The sequence below is a fragment of the Saccharopolyspora gregorii genome (assembly GCF_024734405.1).
GTDB lineage: Bacteria > Actinomycetota > Actinomycetes > Mycobacteriales > Pseudonocardiaceae > Saccharopolyspora_C > Saccharopolyspora_C gregorii.
The window spans coordinates 142,966-159,204 of sequence record NZ_CP059556.1 but is presented as its reverse complement, the minus strand read 5'-3'; the positions used below and the strand labels follow the sequence as shown (position 1 = coordinate 159,204).

15 protein-coding genes and 2 tRNA genes are annotated in these 16,239 nt (G+C 72.5%); 14 read left to right on the top strand and 3 right to left on the bottom strand.

Translation table 11 applies throughout. The features are described 5' to 3' along the window. The first annotated feature begins 33 nt into the window (after positions 1–33). The 5 genes from H1226_RS00725 to H1226_RS00705 all read left to right on the top strand — a co-directional run bounded on the left by H1226_RS00725 (position 34) and on the right by H1226_RS00705 (position 4,129). Positions 34–591, top strand: a complete 558-nt coding sequence (locus H1226_RS00725) for a VanZ family protein (protein WP_258344945.1) — start codon at positions 34–36, stop codon at positions 589–591. Between the two features lie 239 nt (positions 592–830). After that, positions 831–1,109 carry a hypothetical protein gene (locus tag H1226_RS00720; protein WP_258344944.1) on the top strand — a complete coding sequence of 93 codons (279 nt, stop codon included), beginning with the start codon at positions 831–833 and terminating at the stop codon, positions 1,107–1,109. Between the two features lie 640 nt (positions 1,110–1,749). Then, entirely contained in the window at positions 1,750–2,598 is an 849-nt protein-coding gene (locus tag H1226_RS00715; protein WP_258344942.1) for a L,D-transpeptidase, read from the top strand. Between the two features lie 195 nt (positions 2,599–2,793). Next, positions 2,794–3,270: a hypothetical protein gene (locus H1226_RS00710; RefSeq protein ID WP_258344933.1), complete on the top strand. Its 477-nt coding sequence runs from the start codon at positions 2,794–2,796 to the stop codon at positions 3,268–3,270. Positions 3,271–3,358: 88 nt separating this feature from the next. Next, the gene (locus H1226_RS00705; protein WP_224957170.1) at positions 3,359–4,129 is read left to right on the top strand and encodes a hypothetical protein; all 771 of its coding nucleotides are present in this window, start codon (positions 3,359–3,361) and stop codon (positions 4,127–4,129) included. A 233-nt stretch (positions 4,130–4,362) separates the two neighbouring features. Here the strand turns inward: H1226_RS00705 and H1226_RS00700 are convergent, their stop codons facing one another. Next, on the bottom strand, positions 4,363–5,106 hold the full coding sequence (locus H1226_RS00700) for a hypothetical protein (protein WP_258344932.1): 744 nt from the start codon (positions 5,104–5,106) through the stop codon (positions 4,363–4,365). A 67-nt stretch (positions 5,107–5,173) separates the two neighbouring features. Continuing rightward, positions 5,174–6,232, bottom strand: coding sequence for a histidinol-phosphate transaminase (hisC, locus tag H1226_RS00695; RefSeq protein ID WP_258344931.1), 1,059 nt, complete (start codon positions 6,230–6,232; stop codon positions 5,174–5,176). Positions 6,233–6,698: 466 nt separating this feature from the next. Between hisC and H1226_RS00690 the strand changes: the two genes are divergently transcribed. The 4 genes from H1226_RS00690 to H1226_RS00675 all read left to right on the top strand — a co-directional run bounded on the left by H1226_RS00690 (position 6,699) and on the right by H1226_RS00675 (position 9,785). Then, positions 6,699–7,403, top strand: a complete 705-nt coding sequence (locus H1226_RS00690) for a dienelactone hydrolase family protein (RefSeq protein ID WP_224957173.1) — start codon at positions 6,699–6,701, stop codon at positions 7,401–7,403. Between the two features lie 114 nt (positions 7,404–7,517). Next, complete coding sequence (locus tag H1226_RS00685) at positions 7,518–9,503, top strand: acetoacetate--CoA ligase (protein WP_258344930.1); 1,986 nt, start codon at positions 7,518–7,520, stop codon at positions 9,501–9,503. 80 nt (positions 9,504–9,583) lie between these two features. Then, positions 9,584–9,673: transfer RNA gene (locus H1226_RS00680), tRNA-Ser, on the top strand. A 39-nt stretch (positions 9,674–9,712) separates the two neighbouring features. Further along, positions 9,713–9,785, top strand: a tRNA-Arg gene (locus H1226_RS00675). 152 nt (positions 9,786–9,937) lie between these two features. Here H1226_RS00675 and H1226_RS00670 read toward each other — a convergent pair. Continuing rightward, positions 9,938–10,600, bottom strand: a complete 663-nt coding sequence (locus tag H1226_RS00670) for a hypothetical protein (protein WP_258344925.1) — start codon at positions 10,598–10,600, stop codon at positions 9,938–9,940. A gap of 387 nt (positions 10,601–10,987) precedes the next feature. Here H1226_RS00670 and H1226_RS00665 point away from each other — a divergent pair, with 387 nt between their 5' ends. From H1226_RS00665 to H1226_RS00645, 5 genes are all read left to right on the top strand, one after another. Beyond that, positions 10,988–11,425 (top strand): hypothetical protein, encoded by a 438-nt coding sequence (locus H1226_RS00665; RefSeq protein WP_258344922.1) that lies wholly within the window; start codon positions 10,988–10,990, stop codon positions 11,423–11,425. A 403-nt stretch (positions 11,426–11,828) separates the two neighbouring features. After that, positions 11,829–12,818, top strand: a complete 990-nt coding sequence (locus H1226_RS00660) for a helix-turn-helix domain-containing protein (protein WP_258344921.1) — start codon at positions 11,829–11,831, stop codon at positions 12,816–12,818. A gap of 273 nt (positions 12,819–13,091) precedes the next feature. After that, positions 13,092–13,418, top strand: a complete 327-nt coding sequence (locus H1226_RS00655; protein ID WP_258344919.1) for a hypothetical protein — start codon at positions 13,092–13,094, stop codon at positions 13,416–13,418. A 168-nt stretch (positions 13,419–13,586) separates the two neighbouring features. After that, positions 13,587–15,476, top strand: coding sequence for an alpha/beta hydrolase family protein (locus H1226_RS00650; protein ID WP_258344917.1), 1,890 nt, complete (start codon positions 13,587–13,589; stop codon positions 15,474–15,476). Between the two features lie 252 nt (positions 15,477–15,728). Then, entirely contained in the window at positions 15,729–16,238 is a 510-nt protein-coding gene (locus H1226_RS00645; protein WP_258344915.1) for a DUF4232 domain-containing protein, read from the top strand. The last annotated feature ends 1 nt before the right edge of the window (position 16,239 follow it).

The following is a 16,239-nucleotide window of genomic DNA, read 5'->3' as shown; positions in this document are numbered from 1 at the left end:
CTGTACGGAGTGAATTCGGTTTTCTGGTCCGTCGTGGGCGCGTTGTCGAACCTGCTCATCCTCGTCGGAACGCTGGTCGGGCTCGCGTTGCTGAGCACCGCGGGACTGGTGGCGGCGCGCCGGTGGGGATGGCGTCCGGTGCCGTCGGTGCTCGCCGGGGCCAGCCTCGGCGTGGTGCTGGGCGCGACCCTCTCCCGCACCCGGCCGGACTACGCGTCGATGCCCGGAGTGCGGGTGGTCGAGGAACCGTTCTGCCAGCTGAACGGATTCTCGATGACCGGCGCCAACGAGTTGTCGAACGTGCTGCTGTTCGTGCCGCTGGTGTTCTTCGCCGTCCTCGCCACGCGCAAGCCGCTGGTGGTGCTCGTTTCGGCGATCGGGCTCAGCGCGGCGATCGAGTTGCTGCAAATGGCCACGAACCGAGGGGTGTGCGAGACGCAGGACTTCCTCAACAATTCCGCCGGTGCCGCGGTGGCCGCCGCGGTCGCGGCAACGCTGATCTCGCGATTCCCCGGCCGGACCGCGGAATCGGCACCTCCGGCCGTGGAGCGGGACGGTGCGAATGCGAGCGCGTCCGAGGCGGACCGGTGATCTCGAATGCTCCGCTGCCGCACCTGGGCAGGTTTTCAGCGTTCCGGGATCCGTCCCGTGCGCGGCACTCCGGGCCTCGGCGCGGCTCGTGCTCCCCGTCACCCGCGGTGGCGCCTCGGGTGGCCGCCGAGGGGTTACCCGGACGGCGCGGCTGATCGGGTCCCGGCGCGCTCTCCCGCGAATAGCGTCGGTTCCAGCGACGCGTTCGCTCCCCACCCTTACCTCGAAGAGGAGTTCACATGCGATTCGGCAAGGCTCTGGCGACAGCGGCTCTCTGCGTGGCCGGTGCAGGCGTTTCCCTGCTGGGAACCGGCGCGGCATCCGCGGGACCCGAGCAGCTGGAGACCCTTCCGACGGTCTATCCCACCGGGGACGCCTGCCTGGACAAGGTCAAGCAGATGCAGAACGACCCCAACACCCCCGACGACTACTACGCCATCTACTGCAAGCCGGTCCACGAGTCGGACCCCGAAGGCCCGAGCCAGGTCGAGGTCCAGCACGGCCCCTGGGTGGACTGACCCCGTTCCTCCCGCCGCACAGCAACGATCCCCGTCTTCCGGACGGGGATCGTTGCGTTCCACGGCCACGATTCCGCGCCGGAGGAGACAGCGGTACGGGCCCGGCAGAACCGACTCGCGCCCGCACCGCGCCCGGCGGCCCGGCGGAAGATCGTGGTCGCCACCGCACCGCGATCCCGCGGCCGGTGGCAGCTCGGCATTCGAACCGCGCGCCCTCGTGCGGTGGCGGTCCGGCGGATACGGGAGCACGCTGATCACGAGCCGGACCGGGTACTCGCCGTTCGAGCTCGTCCGGCGGCAGTTCGGCACCACGCGAATCCCTCGAAACGGGTCACTCGAAGTAGTGAACTTATCTACCCGATGGTGGGGCAACCGATTCTCGGCGTTTCCGACAGATCCACCGGAAACGCCGGTTTTCGCTGCTCAGCAACGAATTCCGCAGGACGGCACCGCCACGCACGCGCGTACCTTTCCGTTTGGAGCGATCCACGCGGTGGGTTAGCGTCCGCCCGGCACCTGATCGGCGGTACCGGCGATCCGGCGCCTCCCCCGATCGGCAAGAACCTCCCGAATGCCTTTCGGCATTCGCCCACCGCATCGCCGCACCCGGCATCGCCGGGCCAGGAACCGAGGACGAGCCATGACTGCGCGAACGCGATCCGCCCCGAGCGCCCCGGCACGCCGCCGGGCGCTCGGCCGCGCGCGATCCTCGCTGCTCGCCGGTGGCCTCGCGGCGTTGCTCACCGGTTGCGGGGGCGGTGCGCTGCCACCTGCTCCGGCCGCGGATCACGCCGCCCCCGCACCGACCGGACAGGCCGCCCGGGTCGACCTCACCGGGCTCCCCGAGGCCAGCACCTTCGGCGACCTCGACGGCGCCGCCGCCGACCCCGCGCCGCAGGTCGGGACCGACGGGGTCGTGCTGCGGGTCGAGCACGACGTGGCCGTGCACGACGCCCCCGGCGGAGCCCCGTTCGCGCGGCTGCCCGCCACCCAGCTCGGCAACCCGACCTGGGTGCCGCTGATCGCCCGGCAGGGCGGCTGGGGGCAGGTCCTGCTGCCGTCCCGGCCGAACAGCAGCACCGGCTGGATCCGCATCGACGGCGCCCCGATCACGCAGGCCCGCACGCCGTACCACGTCGACGTGGACGTCGACGCGCGTCGGCTCGTGGTGTGGGAGGGCGACCGGAACGTCGGCAGCTGGACCGTCGGCGTCGGTTCCTCCGACTCCCCCACCCCGCGCGGCCGGACCTACCTGATGGCCGCGATCGAGGAAACGGTCACCAAGTTCAGCCCCATCATCCTTCCGCTCGGTACGCATTCCGAAACGTTCAACAGCTACGGAGGCGGACCGGGAACGGTCGCACTGCACGGCTGGCCGGATCCGGCCGTGTTCGGCGAGGCAGCCAGCGACGGGTGTGTGCGAGTGCCACCGGACGCATTACGGCTGCTGAGCACACTCCCGCTGGGAACACTCGTGCTGCTGCACTAGAGCACTCGCGAACAGCGGAGCGGAACGCGGCGGGAAGGCGGCAGGGCGAACGAGGTCCTGGCGCGACCGGCCGGCCGGAACCGGACCACGGGAAAAGCCGGCCACCACAGAAATCCCGGAAATCGAAACGAAGGAAGTGCGACAGTGCACAAAAAAGCACGCTTCGCCGGTGTCATCACGGCGACCGCTGGTTTGTTGCTCGCAGGCGCTCCGGCGTTCGCCGACAGCGCGGACAACGACGGGATCAACGTCGGCAACGACAACGACGTGAGCCTCGTTCCGATCCAGCTGTGCGGCAACAACGTGGCGGTCGTCGGTGCGGTGGTCAACATCCTGTCGCCGCAGAGCGGTGACTGCACCAACGCGCCGGTCGGGGACCACCCGTCGCACAAGCCGGACCACGAGAAGCCCGAGAAGCCTGGGCACGAGAAGCCGGAGAAGCCCGGCCACGGCGGCGGCTGCGACGACGACGCCTGCGGCGGCGGCTGCGACGACGACTGCGGTGGCGGCCCCGGTGGCCCCGGCCCGGGCGAGCCCGGCCCCGGCCCGGCTCCCGCTCCCGCTCCCGCTCCGGCGCCCGCGCCGAGCGCTCCCGAGCAGGTCTCGCCGGCCGAGCTGCCCGCCGCGCCGAGCCCGGTGGCGGTGGCCGGCCACGCCGCCGTGACCGGCTGACCGGTTTCGTCCCGATTCGCACCGTGCCCGCACCTCGTTCCGACCCGCACCGTGGTCGACGAGGTGCGGGCACGTGCACAGTGGTGACATGTTGATCCGCATCCCCACTCCCGGCGACGTACTCGGAATGGCCCGCTCCACGGTCGGTCGGGCGGTGGAGTCCGCGACCACCGTCGCCGCCGCTCCCGCTCGGGTGCTGGGCTTGGTGGACGGCGTCGAGGCCCTGTTGGCCAGGGTGAACACCGTCGTCGACGGGGCCGAGGAGATCCTCGCCCGCACCAGCCGCACCGTCGACGAAGTCGAAGAGGTCCTGCGCGAGGCCAAGGTCGTGGCCGCCGCGGCGGGACGGACCGTCGAAGCGGCCGGCGCCATCTCCGCCGAGGCGCAGACGATCGTCGAGTCCGCGGGCGCCGTCAGCGCCACCGCCGCGAGCACCGTCAGCGACGTGCAGCGGACCGCGGCGGTCGCCGACGAACTCCTCGCCGCCTACGAGCCGGTCGCGCGCAAAGCGGCCCCGATGGCGCAGCTGTTCGTCGACGAGCTCTCGCAGAAGGAGGTCGACGCGGCGATCCGCCTGGTCGACGAACTCCCGGTGCTCACCGAGCACGTGCTCTCCGACGTGCTGCCGATCCTGCGCACCTTGGACAAGGTGGGCCCCGAGATCCACGAGCTGCTCGAAGTCACCCACGACGTGCGCCGGGCCATCGTCGGCATCCCCGGCTTCCAGTTCTTCCGCCGCCGCGGCGGCGAGCGGGTCAGCGAGGAGGAGGTCGCCGCGAAGTCCGCCGAGGACCGCGCCGAACCCCGCGCCGTGGCCGCCGCGCCCGCCCAGGACGAGATCGGGCCGGCCGCGCGCTGAACCGGCGGGATCTTCCACTCGAAAGTGCGATCTTGGTTGTTGCGCCCGGCGTTTTTCCCGGCTGCGCGGCTAGATTCGCTCTCGGTGTGGTTCGGCTGCGCGGTCGCCGCGGCCGTTCCGGTCCGACCGGCGGTCACACCTCGCGGGATGTCCGGCGGAGTACTCCCCCTCTCTCCGCCGGGCATCACCGCCCTCGCGGACCGGTCGATCCCCTGGTGCGACGGGCGGAGCGGTCAGTCGAGGATCGAGCGGACCAGCTCGGTGATCGTTCCCGCCGCGGTGTCCCAACCGGTTCCGGCCGGGTGCAGCGTGCACACCGCGACGACGAGCAGCCGATCCCCGCGGCGCACCAGGCCGCTGGTGTGCATCGCCGGGCGTTCCAGGTCGATCCGCTCGTCCGGGGTGGCGCGGCGCTCGGCCGCCGGTTCGGCGGGCTCCTCGTTCGGACCGAGGCCGAACCCGGACCAGCCCTGCTTGAGCGCGTCCACGTCGGCTCCCGACGCGGGGAGCCCGAAGCTCTGGTCGAAGCCGTCGGTGCCGTGCCGGGTGAAGTGCCGCAGCTGCTCCAGCACGAACTCGCCCGCCGCTCCCGCGGTCCGCAGGTGCCGGAGCGACAGCACGACGTCGGCGGCGGTGAGCACCACGTAGCCCCACATGTCCGGATCGCGCGGCGGCTCGGTCCCGGTGAGGCCGATCTCGGCGACGGTCCGGTGCACGATCCGCTCCCGGCCGCCGCGGTCCCACAGCTCGCTCGCCGCGTCGTCGTCGCTGGAGCGCAGCATCGGTTCCAGCAGCGCGCGGTCGGCCGCGGACGGTTCGCCGCCGCGCCGCAGGTGGTCGAGCGCGATGAGCGGTTTCACCAGCGACGCGGAGCGGAAGCGGTGTCGTTCTTCGTGCCGCCGCAGGACTTCCGCCGTCTCGGCGTCCACCACGAGCCAGCTCGCCCGCACTCCGCCCGGAACGTGTTCCGCCGCCATCACCGGCCCCCGATCTGCGCGCTGTCCGGGCACGGTAGCAACGCGGGGGCCGGTGGATCGAGCTTCGTCAGCCGTGCAGCGGGAAGGACTTCGCGGCGCCGAGCAGCAGGTCGTTCTCCGCGGCGTCGCCGATGGTGATCCGCACGCCGGAGCCGGCGAAGGCGCGCACCACGACGCGTTCGGCGAGGCAGTGCTCGTTGAACTCGCCGGCCCGGTCGCCCAGCGGCAGCCAGACGAAGTTCGCCTGCGTCTCGGGGACGGCGTGGCCGAGGGCGATCAGCTCGTCGCGCACCCGCACCCGTTCGGCGGTGATCGCGGCGCAGCGGGCCCGCATCTCGTCCTGCGCGGCCAGCGAGGCGATCGCGGCGGCCTGGCCGAGGGCGTTGATGCTGAACGGGATGCACACCTTGCGCAGCGCTTCGGCGACGTGCGCCGGCCCGATGGCGTAGCCGACGCGGAGCCCGGCGAGCCCGTAGGCCTTGGAGAAGGTGCGCAGCGCGAGCACGTTGTCGTAGCGGGCGGTGAGTTCGACGCCGTCCGGCACGTCGGGGTCGGTGACGAACTCGCGGTACGCCTCGTCGAAGACAACGAGCACGTCGGAGGGCACCGAGTCGAGGAACCGCTCCAGTTCGGCGCGGCGCAGCGCCGGTCCGGTCGGGTTGTTCGGGGAGCAGACGAACACCAGCCGGGTCCGCGGGGTGATCGCGGCGGCCATCGCGTCGAGGTCGACGGCGTGCTCGGCGGTCAGCGGCACCTGCACCTCGGTGGCGCCGACGATGCGGCTGAGGATCGGGTAGGCCTCGAAGGACCGCCAGGGGTAGACGACGGTGTCCTCGGCGGTGCAGGTGATCTGGATGAGCTGCTCGCACAGGGCGACGGAGCCGCAGCCGACGGCGATGCGGCCCGGATCGACGTCGAGGTGGGCGGCGAGCGCTTCGGTGAGGCGGGCGGCGCCGATGTCGGGGTAGCGGTGCGCGTCGGCGGCGGCGCGGGCGACGGCCTCGGCGACGCCGGGCAGCGGACCCGCGGAGACCTCGTTGCTGGCGAGCTTGAGCGATCCGGCGACGGTGCGGCCGGCGACGTAGGCGGGCAGCTGGTCGAGGTCGGGGCGGATGCGGACGGTCATGCGGGGCTCCCTCTGCTCGGGCGGCGTCCCCCGCTTCGCCGCCGGGAGCACCGCCCGACCACTGTAGAACCGGTGACGCGGCGCTGAGCTGGACGGGGAGGCCCAGAATCCGTGCGGCCGAGCGGGAGCTCCCGTACGGCACCGCGGGAAGGGCGGGCGCCGCGGGGCTCCACCCCGCCCGGCGACCGGTTGGCGCCGATCGGGTGTAACACCGAACACACCCCCGACGCGGGCCGGCGGACGTCCGAGCTCGCGGTGGTGCCGTTCCGCGCGGCCCGCGGTGGAGCTCTGCCGGCCCGTTGCCGCACGTGGCGGCGCACTCACCCGTCGCGGCCCGGGAGGGCGCGGAGATCAGCGGGCGGCGCGGCGGCGGGAACGCGGCGACGGCGACGGTGTGTCAACCGGGCTCCGCCATCCGGATGATCACGTTGACTGCTGTTCACCCATCCCTGATTACCTGAACGGCATGACCGAAACCCGGACCGAGACGCTCGCGCTCACGGACGGCACCGAGCTCCGGATGACCGTCGCCGAGCCGGAGAACGTCGTGCGCGGCGGACTGGTGGTGCTGCACGAGGCGCGCGGCGTCACCGACCGGGTGCGTTCCCTGGTGGGCAGCCTCGCCGACGAAGGCTGGCTGACCGTGGCGCCGCACCTGTACCACCGCGAGGGCACCGACGAGTTCTCCGACGACCACGCCGAAGAGCACGTGCGGGACCACGTGCAGCGACTATCGGGCGAGTCGATCCTGGCCGATTCGGACGCGGCGTTCGTGTGGCTGACCGACCAGGGCGTGCCGGGCGACCGGCAGGGCGTCATCGGGTTCGACATCGGCGGTTCGGCCGCGCTGGTGGTGGCGGCGAGCCGCAGCCTGGGCGCGGCGGTGACGGTCGGCGGGGGCGGGATCCTGAGCCCGCTGTCGGACGGGTTGCCCGCGCTGGTGGAGATCGCCGGGGAGCTGGCGGGCCCGTGGCTGGGCATCTACAGCGAGCTGGACGAGCGCATCCCGGCGGACGAGGTGGACAAGCTCCGCGAGGCCGCGGCGACCGCCCCGGTGGCGACGGACCTGGTGCACTTCGCCCGCAGCGAGCACCGCTTCGACACGGACCTGGACGCGGCCGCGGAGGCGTGGCAGCGCGCGCGGAACTGGCTGGACACCCACCTGCGGTGAGTTGCGCACAGCCTGTGGACAACTCATCCACAGGCATGTGCACAACCTGTTCGCGGTGCGCACCGAGCAGTTCGGCTGTGGCGTCGACGCCCGGTCGTGGGTTAGGAAGCACTCATGACATCGAGCACCGGCGCCGATCGAAACCCCGAGGTCCTGTGGCGGCCCACCGCGGAACAGGTGGCGGGCACCCGCCTCGCCGAGTTCCGCGAGTGGCTGCGCACCGAGCGCGGCCTCGACCTGCCGGACTACCCGGCGCTGTGGGACTGGTCGGTGTCGGACCTCGAAGGTTTCTGGGGCGCGATCGCGGACTTCTTCGACGTGGCCTTCCACGAGCGCGCCGAGCGGGTGCTCGACGCCGAGGTGATGCCGGGCGCGAAGTGGTTCCCCGGCGCGACCTTGAACTACGCCGAGCACGCGCTGCGCGGCGGCCCCGGCAAGTCCGACGAGGACGTGGCGGTCGTGTTCGCCCGGGAGGACGGGGCAGGCTCGCAGCTCACGTTCGGCGAGCTGCGCGCGCGGGTCGCGGCGATGCGCGCCGCGTTCGTCGAGCTGGGCGTGCGCCGCGGTGACCGGGTGGCGGCGTTGGCGCCGAACTGCCCGGAGACGCTGATCGCGTTCCTGGCGGCGGCGAGCCTGGGCGCGACCTGGTCGTCGTGCTCGCCGGACTTCGGGGTGCGGGCGGTCGCGGACCGGTTCGTGCAGATCGAGCCGACCGTGCTGGTCGCGGTGGACGGCTACGCGTACGGCGGCCGCACCTACGACATCCGCGCCACCGTGGACGAGCTGCGCGGGCTGCTGCCCGGCGCGTCGGTGGTGCTGGTCGACTACGTCGGCGCCGGCGGGCTCGACGGCACCGAGGACTTCGCCGCCCTGCTGGACCGGCACCGCGGCGCCGAGCTCGCCTTCGACCCGGTGCCGTTCGACCACCCGCTGTGGGTGCTGTACTCCTCCGGCACCACCGGGCTGCCGAAGGGCATCGTGCACGGGCACGGCGGCATGGTGCTGGAGCAGCTCAAGGCGATCGGGCTGCACGCCGACCTCGGGCCCGGCGACACGTTCCTGTGGTTCACCACCACCGGCTGGATGATGTGGAACTTCCTCGTCGGCGGCCTGCTCACCGGCACCCGGCTGCTGCTGTTCGACGGCAGCCCCGGGCACCCGTCGCTGGACGTGCTGTGGGACCTGGCGGAACGGCACCGGGTCACCTACTTCGGCACCTCGGCGCCGTTCGTGCAGAGCTGCCTGAAGAAGGAGCTGCGGCCCGCCGAGCACCACGACCTGGGCGCGCTGCGCACCGTCGGCTCCACCGGTTCCCCGCTGAGCGTCGACGGGTTCCGCTGGATCGCCGAGCACGTGGGCGCGGACGTGCAGATCGCCAGCGTCTCCGGCGGGACGGACCTGTGCACCGCGATCGTGGGTGCGGCGCCGGACGTGCCGGTGTGGCTCGGCGAGATCTCCTGCGCGCTGCTCGGGGCCGCGGTGCGGTCGTACTCGGAGGACGGTGCGGAACTGCGCGGCGAGGTCGGCGAACTGGTGCTCACCAAGCCGATGCCGACGATGCCGGTGTTCTTCTGGAACGACCCCGACAGGTCGCGGCTGCGCGAGGCCTACTTCGACACCTACCCCGGCGTGTGGCGCCACGGCGACTGGATCGAGGTCACCGACCGCGGCAGCCTGATCATCCACGGCCGCAGCGACTCCACGCTCAACCGCGGCGGCATCCGGATGGGCACCGCCGAGTTCTACCGCGTCGTGGAGGCCTTCGAGGAGGTCGCCGACTCGCTCGTCATCGACACCTCCGGCGCGGGCGGCGAAGGGGAGCTGCTGTGCTTCCTGGTGCTCGCCGAGGGTGCCCGGCTGGCGGACGTCGAAGGCGAGCTGAAGCGGCGGCTGCGCGACGAGCTGTCCCCCCGGCACGTGCCGAACCGGTTCCTGCTCGTGGACGAGGTCCCGCAGACGCTCAACGGCAAGAAGCTGGAGGTTCCGGTGAAGAAGATCCTCGCCGGCGGCGACCCGGAACGCGCCGTCAGCCGCGACGCCCTGCGCAATCCGGCGGCCCTCGACCCGTTCGTCCAGCTCGCAGCGGGTGCGAACGACTGATCGATCGCGGACCGACCCCCCTGCGCGAAGGCGTGAACGGGCCGTGTACTCTTTTCCCCAGTGGCCGAGAGGGACTGCCGGGAGGCTTCGCCTAGTCTGGTCTATGGCGCCGCACTGCTAATGCGGTTGGGGGTCACGCCCCCTCCCGGGTTCAAATCCCGGAGCCTCCGCAGGGGTTCCCGCCCAGGCGGGGATCCACAACTGAACAAGCGCCCGTAGCTCAACGGATAGAGCATCTGACTACGGATCAGAAGGTTAGGGGTTCGAATCCCTTCGGGCGCACGTCTGGTCGAGACAGCTGGAAACCCCCTACTTAGTCGCAGGGGGTTTCTTGCTGTCCGGGGTCGGGTGCCGGCGATCGGGCCTCCCCGCCGACCTGATCGCGCTGCCACCGACCGCACCGTCGAGCACGTCGGCACCGACTCCCGTCCCGGCTACGGCCGCGGGAGCAGCACCGCCACCTCGGCCATCCCGTCCAGGAGCGCCGGCGGGAGGTTCCCGCTCATCGGTGCCGCCTCCGCTCGCACGAACAGCGTGCCCTTCGCGGTGGACTCGTAGTGCTCGCCGGTGAAGGACACTCCCCGCGCGGCGAGGACGCTGCTGCCCAGCGCCCTGATGTCCCCGGTCCCGTCCCGGCGGTCCAGCCGGTTCAGCGCGCGCGCATCCCGTGTGCTGCCGGTCCGCACCCAGGCGATCGACACGACCGCGGTGCCGCCCTGTTCGTCGGCGAGCGGAATCACGGTCCTCGTCAGGGAGCGGCACCGGTGCCCGACGAAGAACTCCTGCACCTGCCCGAAGGAATGCACGATGCAGTCCAGCTGATGATCCGGGGATCGCTGCTCGCGGACCCGCAGCCGCATCCGTTGCCAGACCTTGTCGGACTGCCCGTTGCGCGCCGCCTGCTTCGCGTTGCTGACGCGGACCGCGACCTGCTCACCCGCCACGGAGCTCACCCCGCCGGTAGCCCCACCGCCACCGGCGACGGCGGTGACCGCGAGTGCGGTCGCACCGGCGGCGGCGACGAATCCACCGCGGCCCTTCTTCCCGTTGATCGGCCGAATCCGGCCTTGCGAATCCGTGTAGAAGCCGTCCGGCACACCCGCTCCTCGTCAGATCGATGTAGGAAGGGTCCGATCTTCGCCAGCCGGAGCCTCCACTACTCCGTTTACCGGATGGATCACCTGAAAGGACCACCGGCGCGTTGCGGGATCGCGCGGGCATTCCTCCGGTCGAATCCGACGATCGAAGTGCGGGAGCTTCCCCGGATTCGCTTCCGGGCGAGCGGAAAACCACTGCTAGCAAGGGTTTCCCCGCTTTTCGGAAAGGCCTCCGGGGGAAGTGACTCCGGCCGATCGGCTGGTCTTCCGCGTTTCGAACCGGCCTCTCGGCCGAGGTGGCCGATCGCGCGCCGCACCAGGCTTGGTGATCGGAATTCCGGCACCGCCGCGACGGTGCTCGGGCCGGATGAAATGCGAGGAGCCGTAATGCGGATCAATGCCAAGAACGTCGTGGTCTCCGGCCTCGTGGCCGGTGCGGTGCTGGTGGTCGGCGGGGGTATCGCCGCGGCCGTGAACCTGGAACAGGTCCCCTCCCAGGTCCAGAACTCGCACCACGCCGAACCGGGACACGAGGGCGAGGGCAAGTACACCGCCGGGGACTACCGGCTGCACGTCCGCGAGCTCACCGACGACGGTGAAGGCTTCGGCACCACCGTCGAGCCCGGCACCACGTACTACTCGAAGACCCTGCACGGCAGCGAATCGTGGCAGCCGACCGTCCTGAAGTTCTCCGTCGGTGACGAGGCGGACGGGCCGATCGTGTTCAGCTACCCGATCCCCGAGGGCGGCGAGGGCGTCGACTGCGTCGCCTCCGGCACCGAGGCCGAGCCGACGGTGGAGTGCACGACCACGCCCGCCGGCTGATCGGCCGCCCCGCGCGCCGGCCGGGCCGGTGCCGTGGTCCGCGCCGATCCACGGCTTCGGCACCAGTGCGCCGACGGTCCGGCCGAGCCGAAGGAAACCCCCTCCCCACAGGGGGTTTCCTGCTGTCCGGGGCCGTTGCGGAACGGTCGTGCCGTGCGCGAAGCTGATCGGCGATCCGCTCGGGAAGGAGTCGAATTCATGCGGCTCCCCCGCGCGGCAAACCCCACGGCCGCGTCGCGGTCTTCCGGGACATCGCGGGGAACCGCTGGGATCTGCTGGGGCCGGTCGGGGTCGACTGATCGGCTGCGGAGTCGATCTCGCCCGGCCGAGTCCGCCGAGGATCGGGCGCACGGCTGGCAAGGTGGGCCGCTCGCCGGGCCGCCCGGCGAGGAAGGGGCGAACGATGGCCGAGAGCTTCGGGCAGGCGCTGCGGCGCCTCCGCCGCACCGCGGGGCTGACGCAGAGCGCGCTCGCGCGCCACGTGCACGTGGACCAGGGCAACATCTCCCGGTACGAGCACGACTGGCAGCGGCCCGACGTCCGCGCCGTCGCCGCGCTCGACGACGCGGTCGGTGCCGCCGGAGCGCTGCGCAGGCTCGCCACCGGTGGTGCCGACGACGTGCTCGACGACGCGGACCGGACTCGGATCGAACGGGTGCTGGACCGGCCGCACACCCTCGACGGCGGCACCGTCACCGCCCTCGCCGGAGTGCTCGCCGCGCAGCGCAGGCTCGACGACGTGCTCGGGCCGGTACCGCTCATCGCGCCCACCCTCGCGCACGCGCGGCTGGTCACCGGACTGGTGCGGCAGGCTTCCGGCCCGCACCGGCCCGCGCTGGCCGCGGTCGCCGCCGAGTGGGTGCAGTTCGCCGGGTGGTTGTACGCCGAGGATCGGCAGGACCGGGAAGCGCTGCGGTGGCTGTCCGAAGCCGAGCAGGCCGCCGACGAGATCGGGGACGGCGTGCTCGCCGCGCAGGCGGCGAACTTCCGCGGCTACATCGCCCGCCAGCAGCAGAACTGGCGCGGAGTGGCGCGGTGGTTCCTCACCGAGCACCACACCCCCGGTGCGAGCGTCCACCAGCGCATCGGTGCCGCCGCTCAAGCCGCGCACGGGGCGAGCCGCCTCGGTGATCGGGACGGTGCACGACGGCTCCTGGACACCGCCGCCGAGCTGCTGGAGGAATCCGGGCAGCGGCCGGCCCCCGGCACCGCCTACTGGCTGACCCCGACCTTCCACCGGCTCAACCTCGGCATGGCGACCCTGGACATGGGCCTGCACGACGTCGCCGCCGACCACTTGGGCAGCGGACTCGACGGCTTGCCGGAGGACCAGCGGCACGCGGCGTGGACCGGCGAGTACCGCACCGCGCACGCCCGGGCGCTCGCCCGCTGACCGGATCCCATGCGGTCCCATGCGCATGGGGCGCATAACCGTCAACCCGCGGCGATCGGGCGCCGACGGTCGGGGTATGTCGCGAATGCCGCCGCACCTCGTCCGCCGGTTCCGCTCCGCGCTCGGAACCCGGGTGCTCGGTGCGCGCCGCGACTACCCCACCCGAGGACGACCGCGGATCCCCGGCCGCGGTCCGGGTGGGGTTCCGGCGGGACCGGTGCCCTCCCCGACCAGCACCGGTCCCGCCACCGGACTCACCGGAACGGCGTTCCGATGAGGCCGCTGCGGCCCGCCGGGACCTGGACCGACGCGGACGGGCGGGTGCACGTCCGGGACGCGAGGGGCGGATCCGCGTTCTGCGGGGTCGGTGTGGACCGCGCCACCGGCGGCCGGGCGCGCTCGGGGTGCGCGGACTGCGTCGCGGTGCTGATCGAGAGCTGGGGGCGCGACCACTCGTGCGGTCCGGACTGCCGGCCACCGCTGCCCCGGCGGGAACCGGGAGCGGCGCTGGACCGGCGCCTCGCCTGGAGCGGGCGGATCGAGGCGGATCGGGACCTGCCCTTGCTGGAGCGGGTGCGCGACCGGCTGCGGTCGCTCTGACGGGCCGGGGCCGGGCGCTCCGTCGACGCCGCGATCCGGGTGGAGATCCGCCCTCGCGGCGGCACGAGTGGCTCGGGTCACGGGAAATCGGCTTGAGCATGCCGCGACGGCACGGGGTCGACTGTGGTCACGGCGGCCGACCGGGCCGTCGGAGAGGAGAGATCCGACATGGCCCTGCCCGACATCCTGCCGGTGGAAGCGTTCTTCGACTCGCCCGAGCGCGCCGGCGCCTCGATCTCCCCGGACGGCACGCGGATCGCCTACCTGGCGCCGTGGAAGAACCGGCTCAACGTGTGGGTGCGGGGGGTCGAGGACGACTCCGAGGCGCGGTGCGTCACCGCGGACGAGACGCGCAGCGTCACCGGCTACCACTGGACCGACGACCCGCGCTGGCTGCTGTACGTGCAGGACGCGGGCGGCAACGAGGACTGGCACCTGTTCCGCGTGGACCTGGACGACCCGGACGCGCCCGCGGTCGACCTGACGCCCTACCCGCCCGGGGTCCGGACCTCGATCGGGCAGCAGCGCCCGGGCCGGCCCGGCAAGGTGCTGGTGCAGCTCAACGCCCGCGAGCTCGACCGGTTCGACCTGGTGGAGATCGACATCAGCAGCGGCGAGTCGACCGTGCTCGCCGAGAACCCCGGCACCGTGCTGGACTGGCTGCCCGGTGCGGAGATCTACGCCCGCAGCATCACCGAGGACGGCGCCCTGGAGCTGTCCCGCCACGACCCCGCGACCGGCGAGCTGACCCCGATCACGACGTTCACCGGCGACGGCCACCCGATAGGCATCAACCCGTTCGAGCTCGACGCGGACGGCACCGGGGTGTGGCTGGGCTCGTACCGCGACGGGGACCGCGCCCTGCTGGCCCGGTTCGACCTGACCACCGGCGAGGAGTCCGAAGTGGACTCGCATCCGGAGCTGGACCTCGACGGGGACCGGCGCATCGCCGTGCAGCAGTCCTCCCCGCTGATCCGGGACCGGGCGAGCGGGCGGCTGCTCGGGGTGCGCTACCTCGGCGAGCGGCAGGAGATCCGGGCGCTGGACGACGAGTTCGCCGAAGTGCTGGCGAAGCTGGACGCGCTCTCCGACGGTGACCTGGCCGGGATCTCCCGGGACGACACCGGACGCCGCTGGGTGGTGTCGTTCACCCACGACCGCGACCCCGGCGCCACCTGGTTCTACGACCACGCCACCGGGGAATCCCGGCTGCTGTTCCGGTCGTACCCGCACCTCGACCCCGAATCGCTGGCGCCGATGGCGCCGGTGACGATCCCCGCCCGCGACGGGCTCCCGCTGCCCTCGTACCTGACCTTGCCGGTCGGCGTGGAACCGCGCGGGCTGCCGCTGGTGCTGCTGGTGCACGGCGGGCCGTGGTACCGGGATTCGTGGGGCTACTCGCCCGAGGTGCAGCTGCTGGCGAACCGCGGGTACGCGGTGCTGCAGGTGAACTTCCGCGGCTCCACCGGGTACGGCAAGCGGCACCTGGAAGCCGCCATCGGCGAGCTCGCCGGGGCCATGCACGACGACCTCATCGACGCCGCCGACTGGGCCGTCGAGCAGGGCTACGCCGACCCCGAGCGCCTCGCGATCTCCGGCGGCTCCTACGGCGGGTACGCGGCGCTGGTCGGCGTCACCTTCACGCCCGACAAGTTCGCCGCCGCCGTCGACTACGTGGGCATCTCCGACCTGGTCAACTTCACCCGCACGCTGCCGCCGTTCGCCCGCCGCGGGCTGATCGGCAACTGGTACCGGTACGCGGGCGACCCGGACGTGCCCGAGCAGCGCGTCGACATGCTCGCCCGCTCCCCCATCACCCGCGTCGACCGGATCCGCACGCCGCTGCTGGTCGCCCAGGGCGCCAACGACGCGCGGGTGGTGCAGGCCGAATCGGACAACATCGTCGCCGCGCTGCGGGCACGCGGTGTCGAGGTCGAGTACCTCGTCAAGGAGGACGAGGGGCACGGGTTCCTCAACCCGGAGAACCAGATCGAGCTGCACCGGGCCATCGAGCGGTTCTTCGCCGCGCACCTCGGCGGCCGCAGCGAAGCGGCCTGATCACAGCGAGCGCAGCACGTGCTCGCGGAAGGCGTCCGGCCTCGGGTGCGTCGGCGCCCGGGGGCGGACCAGGTGCCGTTGCGTCCCGTTCGCCCGGGATCGAGCGGACGAACGGGGCATTCCTCCCGCCCGCCTCCGGACGACGTTCGGGCGGGACCGAGGTTGCTCCGGCATGAGCAGTGTCATCCCGGAGCATCCTCGGCGCGCCCGGCACGTCTTCAGGAGCAGAAGAACCGCTGAGGAGGAAACACCATGTTCGCGAACATCCGCCGCATCGCCGCTGCCGCCGCCGTCACCGGGGCGGTCGCCGGGATCTCCGTCCTCTCCGCCGGGGCCGCGACCGCCAACCCGAGCGACACCGCCTGCACCGCCGCCGACGTCAACGTCACGGTCGTCAAGGAGCAGGGCGGCGCCGCCGGCCACGAGGCGTTCCGCATCGACTACGCGGCCACGAACCCGGACGTCAACTGCAAGCTGCAGGGCGGCCCGCGCGGCCTGGTCTTCAACGAGAACGGCGCGCCGATCCCGGGCATCGACGTCGTCCCCGAGAACAGCGCCGCCGAGCCGGTCAACCTGACCGCGTCCTCGCCCGCGCACTCCTACCTGATCCAGGCCGCCGACGCCGCGCCGCACGCCGCGGTGCCCACCGGCGTCGAGTTCTCGCTGCCCTCGGCCCTCGAGGACGACCGGGTCGCCACCGACTGGCCCGGTGGCGAGCAGCTCAAGGGCGTGCTGCAGGCGACCCCGGTCGCGCAGGGCTGAC